This window comes from Natribacillus halophilus (assembly GCF_900100185.1).
In the GTDB taxonomy this organism is placed as follows: Bacteria; Bacillota; Bacilli; order Bacillales; family Marinococcaceae; genus Natribacillus; species Natribacillus halophilus.
Window position 1 is genome coordinate 303,319 of record NZ_FNEN01000001.1, and the last position, 17,219, is coordinate 320,537.

Annotated in this window: 17 protein-coding genes and 3 tRNA genes; 9 read left to right on the forward strand and 11 right to left on the reverse strand. The window is 48.5% G+C overall.

The window, feature by feature from the left end:
- Positions 1–228 precede the first annotated feature (228 nt).
- From BLS58_RS01545 to BLS58_RS01580, 8 genes are all read right to left on the reverse strand, one after another.
- Positions 229–2,262, reverse strand: coding sequence for a peptidoglycan D,D-transpeptidase FtsI family protein (locus BLS58_RS01545; RefSeq protein WP_090395786.1), 2,034 nt, complete (start codon positions 2,260–2,262; stop codon positions 229–231).
- A gap of 78 nt (positions 2,263–2,340) precedes the next feature.
- Entirely contained in the window at positions 2,341–3,624 is a 1,284-nt protein-coding gene (locus BLS58_RS01550) for an MFS transporter (protein WP_090395787.1), read from the reverse strand.
- A gap of 109 nt (positions 3,625–3,733) precedes the next feature.
- Positions 3,734–4,345: a superoxide dismutase gene (locus BLS58_RS01555; RefSeq protein WP_090395788.1), complete on the reverse strand. Its 612-nt coding sequence runs from the start codon at positions 4,343–4,345 to the stop codon at positions 3,734–3,736.
- Between the two features lie 128 nt (positions 4,346–4,473).
- Positions 4,474–4,550 (reverse strand) — tRNA-Ile (locus BLS58_RS01560).
- Between the two features lie 10 nt (positions 4,551–4,560).
- A tRNA-His gene (locus BLS58_RS01565) sits at positions 4,561–4,636 on the reverse strand.
- 15 nt (positions 4,637–4,651) lie between these two features.
- Positions 4,652–4,728: transfer RNA gene (locus BLS58_RS01570), tRNA-Met, on the reverse strand.
- A 91-nt stretch (positions 4,729–4,819) separates the two neighbouring features.
- On the reverse strand, positions 4,820–5,305 hold the full coding sequence (locus BLS58_RS01575; protein ID WP_090395789.1) for a DUF456 family protein: 486 nt from the start codon (positions 5,303–5,305) through the stop codon (positions 4,820–4,822).
- Between the two features lie 29 nt (positions 5,306–5,334).
- Entirely contained in the window at positions 5,335–6,957 is a 1,623-nt protein-coding gene (locus BLS58_RS01580) for a Na/Pi cotransporter family protein (protein ID WP_090395790.1), read from the reverse strand.
- 172 nt (positions 6,958–7,129) lie between these two features.
- Here BLS58_RS01580 and BLS58_RS01585 point away from each other — a divergent pair, with 172 nt between their 5' ends.
- Positions 7,130–7,906: a DUF1189 domain-containing protein gene (locus BLS58_RS01585; protein ID WP_090395791.1), complete on the forward strand. Its 777-nt coding sequence runs from the start codon at positions 7,130–7,132 to the stop codon at positions 7,904–7,906.
- Between the two features lie 57 nt (positions 7,907–7,963).
- Here BLS58_RS01585 and BLS58_RS01590 read toward each other — a convergent pair whose 3' ends face one another.
- Positions 7,964–8,638, reverse strand: coding sequence for an adenine nucleotide alpha hydrolase family protein (locus tag BLS58_RS01590; protein ID WP_090395792.1), 675 nt, complete (start codon positions 8,636–8,638; stop codon positions 7,964–7,966).
- Positions 8,639–8,894: 256 nt separating this feature from the next.
- Here BLS58_RS01590 and BLS58_RS01595 point away from each other — a divergent pair, with 256 nt between their 5' ends.
- From BLS58_RS01595 to mnhG, 8 genes are all read left to right on the forward strand, one after another.
- On the forward strand, positions 8,895–9,452 hold the full coding sequence (locus BLS58_RS01595) for a tyrosine-type recombinase/integrase (RefSeq protein WP_090395793.1): 558 nt from the start codon (positions 8,895–8,897) through the stop codon (positions 9,450–9,452).
- A 164-nt stretch (positions 9,453–9,616) separates the two neighbouring features.
- On the forward strand, positions 9,617–12,040 hold the full coding sequence (locus tag BLS58_RS01600) for a Na+/H+ antiporter subunit A (RefSeq protein ID WP_090395794.1): 2,424 nt from the start codon (positions 9,617–9,619) through the stop codon (positions 12,038–12,040).
- Positions 12,037–12,486: an MnhB domain-containing protein gene (locus tag BLS58_RS01605; protein WP_090395795.1), complete on the forward strand. Its 450-nt coding sequence runs from the start codon at positions 12,037–12,039 to the stop codon at positions 12,484–12,486. The genes BLS58_RS01600 and BLS58_RS01605 overlap by 4 nt, the downstream gene beginning before the upstream one ends.
- Positions 12,486–12,824 carry a Na(+)/H(+) antiporter subunit C gene (locus tag BLS58_RS01610; protein WP_090395796.1) on the forward strand — a complete coding sequence of 113 codons (339 nt, stop codon included), beginning with the start codon at positions 12,486–12,488 and terminating at the stop codon, positions 12,822–12,824. Before BLS58_RS01605 ends, BLS58_RS01610 begins: the two co-directional genes overlap by 1 nt.
- Positions 12,817–14,304, forward strand: coding sequence for a Na+/H+ antiporter subunit D (locus BLS58_RS01615; RefSeq protein ID WP_090395797.1), 1,488 nt, complete (start codon positions 12,817–12,819; stop codon positions 14,302–14,304). The genes BLS58_RS01610 and BLS58_RS01615 overlap by 8 nt, the downstream gene beginning before the upstream one ends.
- Positions 14,305–14,309: 5 nt before the next feature.
- The gene (locus BLS58_RS01620; RefSeq protein WP_090395798.1) at positions 14,310–14,798 is read left to right on the forward strand and encodes a Na+/H+ antiporter subunit E; all 489 of its coding nucleotides are present in this window, start codon (positions 14,310–14,312) and stop codon (positions 14,796–14,798) included.
- Positions 14,788–15,066 carry a monovalent cation/H+ antiporter complex subunit F gene (locus BLS58_RS01625; RefSeq protein WP_342705352.1) on the forward strand — a complete coding sequence of 93 codons (279 nt, stop codon included), beginning with the start codon at positions 14,788–14,790 and terminating at the stop codon, positions 15,064–15,066. Before BLS58_RS01620 ends, BLS58_RS01625 begins: the two co-directional genes overlap by 11 nt.
- A complete protein-coding gene (gene mnhG / locus BLS58_RS01630; RefSeq protein ID WP_090395799.1) occupies positions 15,053–15,430 on the forward strand; it encodes a monovalent cation/H(+) antiporter subunit G in 378 nt (125 codons plus the stop codon). Before BLS58_RS01625 ends, mnhG begins: the two co-directional genes overlap by 14 nt.
- 44 nt (positions 15,431–15,474) lie before the next feature.
- Here mnhG and BLS58_RS01635 read toward each other — a convergent pair whose 3' ends face one another.
- On the reverse strand, positions 15,475–16,101 hold the full coding sequence (locus BLS58_RS01635) for an NfeD family protein (protein WP_090395800.1): 627 nt from the start codon (positions 16,099–16,101) through the stop codon (positions 15,475–15,477).
- A 138-nt stretch (positions 16,102–16,239) separates the two neighbouring features.
- Positions 16,240–17,136 carry a DUF1002 domain-containing protein gene (locus BLS58_RS01640; RefSeq protein WP_090395801.1) on the reverse strand — a complete coding sequence of 299 codons (897 nt, stop codon included), beginning with the start codon at positions 17,134–17,136 and terminating at the stop codon, positions 16,240–16,242.
- Positions 17,137–17,219 lie beyond the last annotated feature (83 nt).

Genomic DNA, 17,219 nt, shown 5'->3' on the forward strand with positions numbered 1-17,219 from the left:
GGTTTCACTCGCTCGATGTGACACCGCTCAGTAGCCGAGGAACTAGCCGAATGGTTCCACTAGGCTGGTGTGACACCTCTCAACACAGAGGAGCACGGCAAATGGTTTCACTCACTCAAAGTGACACCTTTCAACTGGCGATATGCGTGCCAAATGGTTCCACCCTGGCCACCCCCCCAAAACCAAACGCGCGCTTATGCGATCTTACGCACAAGCGCGCCTCTCTCCTTATCCCAGGTCATCGTCCGGATCCTGGTAAATTTCATCTTCATCGTCGGATTCTTCCGGTTCAGCTCCGTCCTCCTGGAGGTCAAAATAAGCATCGAGGGCGTCCCGTGTGATCGAGTTTGCCAAACCTGAATCTTCATCGCTCGTCGAAGTTTCCGGAACAATCACTGCGATCGCAACCTCGGGATCATCGTGGGGCGCATAAGCCACCATCCCCTGGTTATAGCCATCGTTAACCTCGTGTACACTCACCTGTGCCGTCCCCGTTTTACCCGCCGGGTTATAATCGGCATCATCGAAATCATCGGAAGCGGTTCCTCCATTTGAGCCGGATTGTTGCATCACCTGTCTCATGCCTTCCTGCATCCGCTCGAAATCCTCGTTGCTATTGTCGACTGAGTTCATCACCTCGGGGCTATTTTGGCGTACAACAGATCCGGATTCTTCATCCCCTGTCGCGGGTTCGAGAATTTCTCTTACAAGCGTTGGCTGCATCCGATCCCCGCCATTCGCCATCGTTGCGGCGAACTGGGCCATTTGCATCGGTGTGTACGTATCATACTGTCCAAAGGGCAGCATCAAATAGTTTCCGATATTGTAACCGTCAGTCGTGCCCGTCACTTCATTGGGAAGATCGATGCCCGTCTCCGTGCCGAGACCAAATTGGGCGTAATGATTGCGCAACATGTCAAAGCCCTGGTCAGCACCGGACCAATCCCTGCCGTCGACACCGAGCTCATAATCGGCCATTTCCATCGCTATTCTTGACATATAAACGTTAGATGAGCGGCGGATGGCGTCGATGTCATTCACGGCTCCCATATTTTGCCATGAAGATACCGGCTGTGAAGCAGGTAGATTGATGGGCGTATCTTCATAAACCGTGCCGTGGCCAATCACGCCACTCTCATAGCCGGCCAGTACGGTTGCCATTTTGACCGTCGATCCGATTTCATACTGACCCATCACCAAATTAACATCGTTATCATATGACGCCATGCTAAGAATGTCTCCCGTATCCGGCTCCATCATGATAACATGGGCTTCCGGCTCATTCAGAAAGGTGCCCCCGCTTGCGCTGCCGATATTATCATCAATCACATCTTCGACCTCTTGCTGCAAAGCCATGTCAATCGTAAGGACGAGGTCGTTACCCCGTGCGCCGGGATCCGTCGATTCATTTCCGTCGGCATCGGTCGTTATCTCTGCTTTTTCGCCTCGCAATACGCTTTCATATTCATCTTCCAATTGGGAGTTTCCGACAATATCGGTCCGCTCGTAGCCTTCACCCAAATACTGGTCGAGTTCACCCTCGGTAATTTGCCCTGTACTGCCAAAAAAGGTCGAAAAGCTTTCGCCATAAGGATAAGCGCGCACCGAATCGCGCATGATATCAATGCCCGGAAGTTCATGCATTAACTCACTGAGAGCGTGAGCGGTTTCCTCATCGAGTCCCCGTGCGATCCGATGCGGGGCATAATTGTAACCGGTCATCATCTCGGTCCAAATCGCCACCGTCTCCTGCTCTTCCTCACCGATGTCGTCTATGACTTCTTCTTCCGGTAGTCTCTCCAGCTGCAGTTCATAGATATCGTCATCTTCCTCAAGCTCCGCTTCTTCCTCGTCGCTCACAAGCTCGTCGGCCTCATCTTCCCGCGTTTGCAGCCAATAGTCCTGCCATTCCCGTTCGTTGATATCGTCAATATCATCTTCGTCAATATCCAAAAATTGGGTTAACCGCTCGGCAATCTCAAGCATCTCTTCATCATTGCCCGGCCGATTGGTATACGTAAGCGTTAACTCCAGTTCATTATCGACGACTGTATTTCCATTCCGGTCGAACATTAAACCACGCGGCGCATCGACATTTGCCGTCTGCTCGCCGTTGTTGTTAACCATCTCTTCATATTCTTCTCCCTGGACAATCTGAATGTAGCCAAGGCGTAAAATCAAGACGGAAAATAAAATAAAGACAGCAAAAAAAAGCACATTCAAACGTATGGGAATGTGATTTTTCCGTTTCTCCCTCACCATATGTTCTCCTCCCCCGAGCGATCTCTATAAAATGATTGTAGCACACCCTCGCTATCATTCGCACAAGAGAAGTCTGAACTATGTTTGACGTTCTTGTTCACCCAGGCTTTTGCTCGCGTATTCGTCATCCGGAAGTTTCCCTCCGTGAGGAGCGATGTGTCGTATCGCCAAATACAGAAAAAGATGCCCCGCCCCGAAAACAAGTAACGTCAACAAAATTCCCTGTCTGTCTCCAAGCAAAGAAGTTAGGATGAGAAAGCAAATGATGGAGACCGCCCGTCCGCCATTGACAAACCATTCCCTGACAATCAAGTACTCCACACGCATGGACGCCGCTTTGTATGCTTTGCCGATAATGTCATACGTCATGGACACAAACGGTACGAATATGAGCGGATAAGCCGCCGAGACCAGAATGCCATATGTAATTAAGCGTACATACGTAGGGTCGGGAACGATAAAGAAAATCGCCAAATAAAGGAGCAGAGAACCGATGAAAATCGACCGTCGGCGCATGCGCACCGGCAAAAAACGCCCAACAGCAAAATAACAGCATAACGAAACCGCCGACGTTATTAACCCGTACGTGCCGAGCGCCAACTCACTTTGGGTCGCCGTATACACCCACACGACGATTAAAAACGTAAAGACCCCTTCACGGGAGCCCTGAAAAAAATGCGCGTAAAGCACCCGGCGCCAATCCAAGTCCTCATGTCGCCTTTGCCACACGTTGCTGATACGAAAGATCCCCGCCGATGATCGCTTCCCAAACTTAAAACTAAGCGCCACCGCCGTGGCGAAAAACAATAACGAAACCGTAAAAATCGATTGGTACCCACTGTAGCCCGGAAATCCGGCAATAATAATCCCGGCCGTCATCGGCCCCACCATACCGGCGAGTGACGTGAATAAACCGAGGTAACCATTGAAAACATCCCGCGTCTCCGGAGAGGTAATCTCGAATGTTAGCACATTAAAGGCAAGCCAATAGACACCAAACCCAAGTCCTAACAGGAATCCCAACACCAGGAGCACATCTTCGACACTCGTGCCGGCAAGCAGAACGGCAAAATAAAAAAGAGCGAGCAGCACAATCCCGACCCTTAATACAATCGTTCGATCCATACGCTTGACCATTCGTCCCGCGTAAAAGAACGCCAACGGGGAAACGAGGACGGTTGCCAGATGATAAAGAGCAATGGCCGTGATACTCCCGGATTGTTTCCATATGTATACATTGACAAATGTATTCGAAAGCGCTGTGCTTAACGCGTATAATCCCCCTATCACCAACAAAAGTTTAAAATCTTTCGTTGCCTCTACATTCTCCGGCAATAACCGTTTCAACAACGCGGATACCATCGCACACACCTACCTCATCTCAAGTTAGCGTGTGCAATTACGCGTCATCTATTCCCGCCATGAAAAATCCCCCGAAAAGGCAATCGCCTTTTCGGGGGAGGGAACGTTCTTATTTTGCTTCCTCGTAACGTCTTTCTACTTCCGGCCAGTTCACGATATTCCAGAATGCTTGTACGTATTCAGGACGACGGTTTTGATATTTGAGGTAATAGGCGTGCTCCCAAACATCAATGCCAAGCACCGGCGTTCTGCCTTCCGTTAATGGCGAATCCTGGTTTAACGTATCCTGAATCATGAGGTTCCCGTTGTCAACGACGAGCCATGCCCAGCCTGACCCGAAACGTCCAAGGGCGGCATTCGTAAATTCTTCCTGGAACTGATCAAAGCTTCCCCACTTGTTTTCAATCGCGGAGAGCAAGTTGCCGGATGGCTTTCCGCCTCCATTCGGGCTCAGGATCGTCCAGAATAATTTGTGGTTCGCATGACCGCCGCCGTTATTACGAACCGCGGTGCGAATATTTTCAGGCACTTTGTCCAGATTTGTCACCAAGTCTTCGACACTTTGATTGGCAAGCTCATCATGCCCGGAGAGCGCGTCATTCAGCTTCGTCACATAGGTATTATGGTGCTTGCCATGATGAATGTTCATCGTCTGTTCATCAATGTGCGGTTCCAATGCATCCGCTGCATATGGTAGGTCTGGAAGTTCGTAGTTAGCCATGTAAATCTCCTCCAATGTTTAAGATTGAGTCAAACACCCTCTCAGATATGCATTCCCCGACCCTATTATCTTTAAACCTATTTTTTCGTAAAAAAAAACACCCATAAGGGCGTGCTGTCAAAACGTAATGGTGGACCCTGTAGGACTCGAACCTACGACTAGACGGTTATGAGCCGTCTGCTCTGACCAACTGAGCTAAGGGTCCGCCAAGCCAATGGGGCGGTTGATGGGGATCGAACCCACGAATGCCGGAACCACAATCCGGTGCGTTAACCACTTCGCCACAACCGCCATGCGCTTCATAAATGGTAGCGGCGGAGGGTATCGAACCCCCGACCTTACGGGTATGAACCGTACGCTCTAGCCAGCTGAGCTACACCGCCATCTTTACAGTAGTGAAGACAATGGACAATATATCATAGATTAACAGGAACAGCAACCCTTTTTTTTCGCAGATAAGCCAAGTTTTCTTTATTAAAGCCACAAGCTGAAGCCAGCGAGTAAAAGACCGCTGAAAAGGAAGAAAAACTTACAAACAACCCCTGTCAGATAACCGATCAGTGATCCCAGGCCAATTTTTCCGAGGGATTTGAGGTTGTGCCCGCCGACGAGTAATTCGCCGATCACCGCTCCCGCGATCGCGCCGATGATAATCCCGAGCACCGGGATGATAAAGGGACCGACGACGAGACCGATCATACTTCCCCATACAGCCCCTTTAGAACCGCCAATACGTGTGATGCCATAATAACTCGTTAAAAAATCCACTACGAACAGCAGGATAACGATAATCGTCTGCCCTACCCAAAAACCGACGCCGAACTCGGCAAACCCGGCGTATAATCCTAGAAATATGATCGCGAGGATATAGGCCGGGCCGCTCGGAATGATCGGATAGATCACCCCAATAATTGCCAGGGCATACGCGATAATCGCTAAACCGATCCACAAAATATCCATCGACTCTTTTCACCCCTCCTGCCGTGTAGCTAATGCTTGTTTAACACCGCTTCCGCAATATTCACCGCATGGTCGCCGATTCGCTCGAGGTTGCTGATAATGTCGACGAATACAATGCCGGCTGACCCGGAGCAGCGACCGTCATTCATGCGCTCAATATGTTTCCTGCGCATTTTTCTTTCCAGCTTGTCGATTTCCTCTTCTTGTTTTTCCGTCGCCCGGGCGGCATCCACATCTTGATGCTCCAAGGCATAAATCGCGTCCTGCAACGTTTTGAGCGTTAATGAAACCATTTCATCGAGATCGTCTTTGGCCGCTTCGGAAAGAACAACCTTGTTTCTCATCTGATAATCGACGAGCTCCATCATGTTTTCAAAATGATCGCCGATTCTCTCAATGTCGCGCACCGTATTAAATAAAGCCGAATGCACATAGGAATTCTCGGACGACAGGGAGCGATTCGAAATTTGCATTAAATAATTTGTAATCTCCCGGTCCAGATGGTTGATCGCTTCTTCGTACTGGGAAGCCCGTTCGGCATTCTTGCGTTGATGGCCTTTGATATACTTATTCACTTCATACAACCCTTGTTGGGCAAAATCAGCCATACGCAATACTTCTGATCGTGCCTGTCCAAGGGCGATCGCCGGTGAACGTTCGATAAACGTTGGGTCCAGATGTTTCGCTTTATGATCAATTTCCGTATCTTTACCAGGGATTAGTTTCGTTACAATCGTCGCCAAAACCCCGATAAATGATACTTGAATCAGTAAGTTGGCCACGTTAAAAGACCCATGGGCAACCGCGATCGTCATCGGCGGAACGAGGTTAAGGTTCTCTTCCAGCATCGCCATAAAAGCCGTAAACGGTTGTAAAAGGATGAGGATGACGACAGCACCCACCAAATTGAAAATAACGTGACTCAAAGCCGTCCGCTTCGCTGCCACGGAGGCACCAATGGAAGCCAATACAGCTGTAACCGTCGTTCCGATATTATCGCCAAACAACACGGGAAGAGCGGCCTGTAAATCGATCGCGCCTGCATTATAAAGCTGTTGCAATAAACCGATAGCCGCCGTTGAACTTTGCACGATAACCGTGAAAGCCGTCCCGATAATGACCCCCAGGATCGGCGTCTCGCTCATACTGACGGTCAGTTCCTCAAATACCTGACTGTCTGCTAACGGGGAGACACCATTACCCATAATGTTGAGACCCAGGAACAAAGCGCCAAACCCAAATATCACTTGTCCATAATTGTTCGCCGTTCGATTTTTAAAGAAAAAGATGAAAAATGTACCAATAAAAACAATCGGCAAAGCGTATTCCGTGATATCAATGCCAATAATGAAGGCGGTGGCGGTCGTCCCCACATTTGCGCCCATAATGACGCCGATGGCCTGGCGCAAAGTCATAAAACCCGCATTTACAAGTCCGATGGTTAGGACAGTCGTACTGGTGCTTGATTGCAGCAAAACCGTCACGACGATCCCTGTCAGCACACCTTTGATCGGATTGGAAGTAAATCGATCCAACAACTCACGCAAACGGTCACCGGCAATTTTCGTAAGGCCATCACTCATGAATTTAAGACCAAACAGAAAGATTCCCAGCCCCCCGAAAAACATAAACAGGAGCTCTTGCAGGTCCAAAATCGCTCCTCCCCTCAAAGAAAAAATTAAGTTATCGACGATGCCACGATTGTTCATCCTTGTCTATTATTCATCAACTTCACTGGTTTGTAAAGATGAAGTTTCGATTTTCTGGTATACTCGACAAAGCATATCGCATTTTACCTTACATACATAGAGGAGCGTCATCACTTTGAATGTCTGGAAATCTTTTATTTACAGTTTATTTTCCCCGACGATGATCGGTCGTTTTCGTATGCAAAAAATCGGCCGGACGATTTTGTACGTTTTTCTGCTCGTGCTCATCACCAATATTCCGGCCGCCATTTCCATTAGTTCGTTTGCCGTCACCGCCGGTGACCGCCTACAACACGTCCTCGCCGAGGACATTCCCGATTACGAAGTTGAAACAGGAGCGCTCGCCGTGGAAGGTGAAGAGATGCCGTACACGACCCAAATCGATGACACCCTCGTCATTCTTGATGATTCAGGCCACCTCAACCCGGAAGATTTCGCGGATGACGAAGACGTCACTGCCCTTTTGGAGGATCGTGCCTTCATGGTGGCCAATGGGGAAATGGAACAAATGGAGTATGGGTCATTTAGTTTTACAAAAGCGGAGCTTCAAGAAGCGACCGGCAGCTTTCTGGAACTCCTCCCCGCTTTTATCGCCTTAATCCTCATCCTCTTATATTTGTTCGCCTCGGGGATGAAATTCATCGGTGTATTCGCGATCTCGGGCATAGGGTTACTGCTTAAAAAAATTTACCCCGCCCGCTTGCAATACCGTCATATTTGGGTCATGAGCGCTTACATCGCCACGCTGCCCACGGTCATCGGAACAATTCTCGACGTCATCGGCCGTAATGGCGACTTCTCATTCTGGATTTATTGGCTACTCGTGATAGGGGTATCCATCATCGTTTTCCGCACACTACCAAAACCCAAACCCCGTCCATCGCATGTATAAATATTTTCTGCTAGCATTTATAAAGAAAACTTGGCTTATCGCCAAGTTTTCTCATGATTATTTTGCAGATTCAGTGATACTTACGTTCTTCAATTCCTTGACGTAATCATCTGTGACGTGAACCTGCATCGTCTCATTATCCTTCATGAATTTGAAGATGCCGTTGTTGAAATCTGTGCCCAGTTCCTTGAAGAAATAGCCTTCATATGCTTTATCCTCTGTATGATTGAAAGTCAATCGATACTGGTCCCCTTCCGGGACCAAATAGGCACGGACGCCTTTTTCAAAATGGTCTTTCTGATCCTCCAGGGTACGCGCGACGGTGACGAGATGAAGATCAATGAAAGGGATTTCTTTCAGGAGCGACTTAAGCAGCGACCCTTTCGTTAATTCGCTCAAGCGTTTATGGGTCGTTTGTCCGAGAATAATCTGGGTGATATGCTTTTCCCGGGCGACTTCCCCGATAACTTTTGCAACGGGGCGCGTTTCATTATCCATAATGATAAGCTCATCGATGCCATATTCATTGACCATTTTTTTCCAACGATCGATATAATCGGATTTCTCTGCGTCCAGTTCATCGAGTGGCTTTTGATCGATGGTTAAAATATATAAAGGGCATCCAGACATGCCGGCGATTCTGCAGCCGCGCTGGATCAGCCGTTCACTGTTCGTTCCGTAATACACAAACACCATAATTCTTTCATCAATATGACCTTCGATTTTTTTCATGATCTCACCTCAAAACGGTTTCCATGTAATGACTAAACAGGGGGACACTACATAAATAGCGCGTATTTCATTATAAGTGAAAAAGGCCCATCCTGTTCATAACACCGCTATTAAGTCTATAATATAACATCATTCAGACGGTAACAATAGCGTTTCTTAAATACCTTCTAGATATGCAATCGTATGATTGCTACCCTCGGCATGCTTTTGAATCATATTTCAATGTCAATCACGGAACACTAGTAGGGAGGCAGCTATGGAATATGTAGAACCGATTCGCGACCTGGAACAAATACGAGCGATAAAACAGAGCTTAAAAAAACGTTCAGCCCGGGATTATCTCCTTTTCACACTCGGGATCAATACCGGACTGAGGGTCAGCCATCTCCTTGAACTGCGGTTGAAACATATCGTGGATGAAGATGCCCACCCTAAAGAATTTCTATTTATTTGCGCTGATGAACCGGCCATTTACTTGAATAAAAGTGCCCAACAAGCGATTCGGTTGTATCTCGAAGAAAAAACAACCCTTCGCCTGGATGAGCATGTCTTTATTTCAAATTACGACCGGCAGGCGATCACTCGGCAGCAGGCTTATCGGATCATCCGCCGGGCAGCGACCGATGTCGGCATCCATGATCATATCGGAACCCATACGTTGCGAAAAACATTTGGTTATCATGCCTTCATACAGGGCGTCTCCCTCTCCTTGCTTAAGGAGCGTTTTCATCACGCGACACCCTCGGAAACATTAAACTACATCGGCATTAAACGAGAAGAAAGCGGCGTCCCGCTCATCAATGTCAATCTGTGATAACTGAGTGAACGATGAATCCTACAAGTTGCTTGAGTTACATAATAGTGTGTTAGTATATTAATATGTAACATGGAGAAAGCAAACAGGCGCTGTTCGGTGAATATCCGCTCACCCCCGTGAAAACGAACGATTGTGATCAACCATCCTCAGGAGTGATTTTTTTGTCGTTATTACACTGGATTATTCTCATTCCTTTCCTGGCAGCCTTTTTCATACCTTTATTGGGAAGGATGTTTCCCCGCATACATACAGGCTGGTTTGTTCTTTTTATTCCGCTTGCCCTCGTGATGGTCACCTGGATCAGCTATTCATCCCTGATGGCCGATGGCGAGACGATTCTTAGTATCGTTCCCTGGGTCCCGATGCTGGATATCAATTTTTCCGTCTATCTTGACGGGCTCAGTTTTTTGTTTACGTTACTGATCACGGGGATCGGGGCGCTCGTTGTCTTATACTCTATCTATTATCTCGATAAAAAGAAGGAACGTCTGCAGGACTTCTATGTGTATCTATTGATGTTTATAGGTGCCATGCTCGGGGTTGTCCTGACCGACAACGTGATTGTCCTTTACGTCTTCTGGGAATTGACAAGCCTGGCATCCACCTTGCTGATCGGTTTCTGGTTCATCCGTGACAAATCGATATTCGGAGCGCAGAAGTCGATGCTGATCACGGTTTTCGGCGGTTTTGCCATGCTGGGCGGCTTCATGCTTCTCTATATCATGACTGGTACATTCAGCATCAGGGAAATGATCGGTGACGTCGATGTCATCATGAATCACCCGATGTTCCTCCCGGCCATGATCCTCGTCCTTCTTGGGGCTTTTACAAAATCGGTTCAGTTCCCCTTTCACATATGGCTGCCTGATGCCATGGAAGCCCCTACACCTGTCAGTGCCTATTTACATTCGGCAACGATGGTAAAAGCGGGTATTTACCTTGTTGCCCGGATGACGCCGATTTTCGGAGGCTCATCCGAATGGTTCTGGATCATTTTAATCACCGGGCTCTTCACTCTATTCTGGGGCGCCATTTCCGCACTGCGGCAAAAAGATCTTAAAGGGGTTCTGGCTTTTTCCACCATCAGCCAACTCGGACTTATTATGGCCCTGCTCGGGGCAGGTTCCGCCGCCCTTTATGCCCAGGATCCCGATTTGGAAGTGATGTATGCCGGAGCGATCGTGACCGCCATGTTTCACTTAATTAACCACTCGACCTTTAAGGGGAGCCTGTTCATGGTCGTCGGCATCGTCGACCATGAAACCGGAACAAGAAACCTGCAGAAGCTGGGTGGTTTAATGGCGGTCATGCCCGTCACGTTCACCGTCTCCGCGGTCGGCCTGGCTGCGATGGCCGGCATCCCCCCGTTTAACGGCTTTATCAGTAAAGAAATGTTTTTTGCAAACATGGTCGAACTCATGGAGCTGCCTTTCTTCGGCATGGGCGACTGGGCCATCATTATTCCGATTGTCGCCTGGACGGCGAGTGTTATTACCTTTATCTATTGTGCATTCATGTTCTACAAAACATTTATGGGCAAATACGACCGCCAGAATTACTGGGTCGATGTGCATGAGGCATCCCCGGGTCTACTGCTCAGTCCCATCTTACTGGGCATCCTCGTCATCGTCCTCGGACTGTTTCCAAACATCTTAACCCAGACGCTGATTCATCCCTCGGTCACGAGCATTCTTACCGGGGTCTCGGTTGAACTGGAGCCTTATAACTTGACCCTCTGGCACGGTTTCGAGATCGAACTGTTCATGTCCATCGGGGTTGTCGCTGTAGGTGTCATCGCTTTCCTCTACCACCGGAAGTGGACAAGGTGGGAGATTTATAACAAAGAGCGGGATGTGATGAACCTGTTCTATGATCAGGGGATAGACAAGCTACAGGATGGGTCCGCGGCGATTACGCGGGTGCAGATGACCGGGCGCTTACGGGACTATTTCATGTATATGCTTGTGTTCATCGTCGCGCTGCTCGCCGTAACCATGTGGCGATCCGGGCAATTCCAGGCTCTGCCTGAAGGCTTGGCAACCACGATGGATACGCCGCTGTATATGTACGGAGTCATGCTCATCCTAGTCGGATCCGCGGCTGTCCTGCCGTTTATCCAATCACGGATCACCTTTATCATTTCGATCGGTGTGCTCGGACTGATGGTGTCGCTGTTTTTTACGATCTTCAGTGCCCCGGATCTGGCTTTGACACAACTGCTCGTGGAAACCGTGTTACTGATCGTCCTTATGCTTGCTTTCCGACATTTGCCTGAAATGACAAAAGAACCCAAAAGCAGGTCCTATACCACTGTGAATGTTCTCATAGCCGCCAGCGTAGGGGCGCTTGTCACCATGGTTTCGATTAGCGCCTACGCATTGAGGCTTGATCTGGACTTTACCGCCATTTCCGATTTCTTTATCGAAAATGCCGTTCCCCTCGGCGGCGGCTATAATATCGTCAACGTGACGCTCGTTGATTTCCGGGGATTTGACACGGTACTGGAAGCCTTGGTGCTTGGCATCGTCGCATTGGCGGTCATTATGCTGATTAAGCACAGGTTCAAGGGAGGCGAAGATATATGAGATATTCACGATCCCATGATGTAATGCAGAGGGTACTGTTAATAACCACGAGCTACTTCGTCCTTGCCTACTCGTTGTACTTTCTGTTCGCCGGTCACAACAACCCCGGAGGAGGATTCATCGGAGGGCTGACAACAGCGTGCGCACTCGCTTTTATCTACCTGGTTTTCGACCGGGATACAGCCAATGAATACATCCGTTTTACGTTTCCCGCTTTAATATCTATAGGGTTAGTGCTGTCACTGGGGACGGGTGCCATTGGATTTTTTGCCAATGACAACTACCTCACCCAGTACTTCGATTACTTCGAGATTCCGTTTTTCGGTGAAGTAGAGTTGACAACCGCCCTACCGTTTGACCTGGGCATTTATTTCGTTGTCGTGGGGGCAGCTATGGTTATTATGTTGACGATTGCAGATGATGAAAAGGAGGAGAATGAGAACTAATGGAATATTTAATATTCATAGCGATCGGCGTCCTTTTCAGCGTGGGCACATATCTCCTGCTTTGCAGGAGCCTGCTCAAAGTTATCGGCGGGTTTATGGTCATCTCTCACGCCGTACACATGCTCATCCTCACCATGGCTGGTTTAAACACAGGTTCAGCCCCTCTCGTCGATTTGAGCGGCAGTGATTCCACTGATCCCCTGCCGCACGCCGTCATCCTGACAGCGATCGTCATTGGGTTCGGTTTGACCTCTTTCCTGATTGTGCTCGCATACCGAACATACAAAGCCCACAAAACAGACGACCTGGAAAAATTGAGAGGTGCTGATAATGAGTAATATTATCGTACTGCCTATTCTTATACCTGTGCTTGCAGGTTCGCTGCTCATATTACTCGTCAAGAAGCACCGCATTCAACGGTTTATGAGCGGATTATCAGCGATAGCAACACTGGTTGCATCTTTGTTTCTGGCCGTTTACATTTATACCAATGACGGCATCGCCGCTTTGGAACTGGGCACCTGGCCCGCCCCATTCGGGATTGTGATGGTGGCTGACTTATTATCTGTCACCGTCGTTGTCGTAACATCGCTGGTCGGAGTTTGTTGCCTGTTCTTTGCTTTCAGGACGATGCACCGGGAAAGGGAAAGATATTATTTCCATCCGTTATTCTTCTTTCTGATCACCGGTGTGAACGGAGCGGCTTTGACAGGCGATCTTTTCAACCTGTTCGTCTTTTTTGAAGTGATGCTGCTTTCCTCCTACGCGCTGATCGTCATTGGCGGAACGAAATTTCAGCTGCGTGAATCTTTCAAGTATACGATTATCAACATCTTCGCATCCATGCTGTTTCTGGCTGGTATCGCCTATCTATACGGGATCACCGGAACGTTGAATATGGCCCATATTGCCGAGCGTCTAGATGGGCTTGATGAAGCAGGCGCCCTGCCGGTCGTTGCCATCGTCTTTTTCATTGTGTTCGCCATGAAAGGGGCATTGTTCCCGCTTTATTTTTGGCTCCCACGGGCCTATTACGGGGCACCGATTGCCATTACAGCCCTGTTTGGCGGTCTCCTGACCAAAGTAGGGGTATATGCGATTATTCGGACGTATACACTGATCTTCACACAGGATGTGGCATTCACCCATCATTTTCTCATCCTTCTGATCGCCGGTTTCACCATGCTTCTTGGCGTGCTGGGTGCGGTATCATCTTTCGATTTAAAGAAGATACTGGCTTATCATATCATCAGCCAGCTCGGTTACATCGTTATCGGAATCGGTCTGTTTACACCGCTGGCCATGGCAGGGACGATCTTTTATTATTTCCACCACATCTTTGTCAAAACGTCATTGCTCCTGTTTTCGGGTGTCGTGGAAAGGATAACGGGAACAACCGACCTGAAAAAGACCGGGGGGATACTGAAGACCCATCCGTCTCTGGCGTGGTTGTTTCTCATCCCGGCCTTATCTATCGCCGGCATTCCGCCGCTAAGTGGCTTTTTCGGGAAATTTGCGCTCGTTTTGGAAAGCTTGCAGGAAGCGAGTTATCTCATCGCTTTTGTTGCCATGTTCGTCGGACTGCTAACGTTGTTTTCCATGCTCAAAATCTTTATCAATGCTTTCTGGGGCGAACAGAAACATACCAATAAACAGGCTCAGACACCGATCATGGATGTCCTAGCCCCTGTACTGCCTTTAGTTTTCCTCACTATCATCATCGGTGTGGGAGCCCAATGGTCCTTCGGTTTTTCAATGGAAATTGCTGAACAGTTGCTGGACCCTTCCATCTACATCGATTCTGTCTTAAAGGAGTAGATCATATGGCCTTCCAACTATTCACAAATATTTTGGTCATGTTTGCCTGGATGCTCTTCTTCAACAGTTACACAGCACAGGACGCGGTGATCGGTTATTTTATTGGAGCTATTGTCGTAAAGGTTCTCGCCCATTTTATGGGAGGGGAATTTTACTTGCGAAGAGCTGCTTACTTGCTCAAACTGATCATCGTGTTTTTCAGGGAACTCATTCGCGCCAATCTTCATGTGATGAGCATCCTTAGCCGTGTGAACATGAACATTGCTCCTGGTTTCATCGCCGTCCCCACCCAGCTGGAATCCCCCACGGAAAAGGCACTGTTTGGTGCGATGATGTCATTGACACCGGGAACGATGGCAATCGAATTCGCGGATGATAACGAGTACATCTACGTCCATGCCCTAAACGTCGAGGACAAACAAGCCGTTATTAACCGGATACAGACAGTCTTTGAAAAAAACATTCTGGAGGTGACCCGTCCCCATGATATTTGAAACGATTATGATTGTTTTCCTTTCCATTAAAGCCCTGGCTATCCTGCTTTGTTTCATAAGAGTCATGATGGGACCGACCATGTCGGATCGGGCTCTCGCTCTGGATACCGTCGGACTGCTGCTCATCGGTTTCGTCGGAAGCATCATGATCATTCATGAAACCGTCGCCTATGCAGATATCGTCGTCGTCATCGGGATCCTCGCCTGTCTCGGCTCCATCGCCATCGCCAAGTACCTGGAAAGAGGTGTTATCTTTGACCGCCATTGAATGGATCATAGTCATTTTTGCGGGGGCGGGAACCATTTTCAGTCTATTTGCGGCCTTCGGTCTCCTGCGTTTTCCCGATGTCTATGCACGCTTGCACGCCACGGGGAAAAACGCAACCGGCGGCGTCATCATGTCCATGTTCGCCACCTTTCTCTTTTTTCTTCTGCAACAGGATATTTTCCTTGGCACCCTGCTGCTGGTTATCTTGTTCGTATTTCTTACCACACCGATCGTCACACTCACCGTCTCCCGGGCTGCCTACCGCAGAGGCGTACCCCTGGACGACATCGCCATTGTCGACGAGCTTAAGGAGGAATACGCCAAACGAGAAGAAACACACACGGAAAAACAGGAAGGAAACTAAAAAAGCGTCCCTTTTCAGGACGCTTTTTTACGCTCAGTTATAGCTTATTGCGGACTTACAACGATCCGGGTGCCGTCTACCGATGTCACCTTGATATCGGTGTCCTTCTCGAGCCACGAGGCGCCTGTGGTGGCACTGTACGTTTGCCCTTCAATTTCAACCGTGCCGATCGGCCTGAAGTCGGTGAGTGTTTTGCCTTCTTTTCCAATAAGGTCCCCGTAGCTTTCATTCATGGAATTATACCCTTCTTCACTGGACAACGTTTCCCTGAGCGTCATCTTCGACCACATGTCCCGGTGCGGGAACACTTTCATAAAGAGAAAAGATGCCAATGCTCCGAAAATGACCGCGCTCCCGGCAAGAAATGAATACGTTAGATCCGGCGCGGGAACCGCCAAGCCGACGATCATCAACAGACCGCCAAAGAAAGACAACAATCCGTCGCCAAGCAATTTGCCGTCCACCAAAATCAGCAATAACCCGGCAGCGTAAAGAACAATGACCCATAATCCCGTCGCGCCATCAATATGATGGGCGAAGTACAATGTAATCAATGCAAAGCCGATGAGACCGAAGATGCCTTTTGCTTTGACAAGCAACTCCCCAAGGAAAAACATCGTGGCCAAGAAAACGACGAGAAATCCGAATAAACTGATATCCAGCCACGCCATGTTTTAAGCCCCCCCTTCACAAAAAATGCATTTATAAACGGTTTCATATTCTACTTACATTCTACCAGAAGTTATGTCTTTAGAAAACAAATGACACTCACGCTGATGCCCCCAACGTGAGTGTCTAGGCTTACGTTATTAAGACGTGTCTCCGCTGCTTTCAAACCAACCTTGAACCGTGTCCAGCAATTCACTGAAGAAATCGAGGACAGACTGGAAAAATCCCTGGGCATCTTCGGAACTTACCCATTCTTCAATGTTATCACGGATGTGATCAATTTGATTCTGGACGCGATCCCAATCGATATCCAAATCCTGCATCCGTTCGAACAAAGATACAAGGCCGTCCATTTCCTCGTCAGTCAGTGTAATGCCGAGCTCATCGGCGACACTGGCTATCAAATCCCGTAAATCTTCTTCCGTTTCGACATCTCGTTCGGCGATCTCTTCCTTAATTCTCGCCATCAATTCCGTCGCGTCTTCTTCCCCGTGATTTTCGCTCAATTCACCGGTCTGTACCAACTCTTCGTTGGCGATCCGTTTTTGATCCTCATCGATCTCGATGTCTGTTTCGATTTCATAAGCTTTGATTAAGCCTGTTAACGCTCCGGTCCCGGAGACTTCAAAAGGCGCCGTTACATAGATGTCCGCGTCTTCAACGCCTGCGGTAACGAGCGCGTTCGCATACATGCCCTCCGTCACATAAGTAATACGGTTCGTCTCGACATCGATTCCGGATCCGGACTCTCCAATCGTGATTTGCGAAGATGAAATCGCATTCTTCCCGATTTGTCCGGCGGGGATGAACTCGCCGAGATACTCATGTTCTTCCTCGTTGGTCACTTCGATAATGTCGTCATTTTCGTCGCCATCCATTTCCGATAAGACCGTTTCTCTCTCTTCTGCACTTAAATCTTCGCCAAGTGTAATAATGATATCTCCCGGAACGGCATCGGCATCAGCGGTTAGCGGCGCGGATAGAATCCCCGCACCCATAAATAGACCCGCGAGTATCCCTGCTCCTCGTTTTTTCATTTTGGCTCCCCCTCATGATATCTTCCTCTTTTACTTACCACATGATAGCGGAAAAGAAAAGCCTATTGTACAGTTTTGGTTAT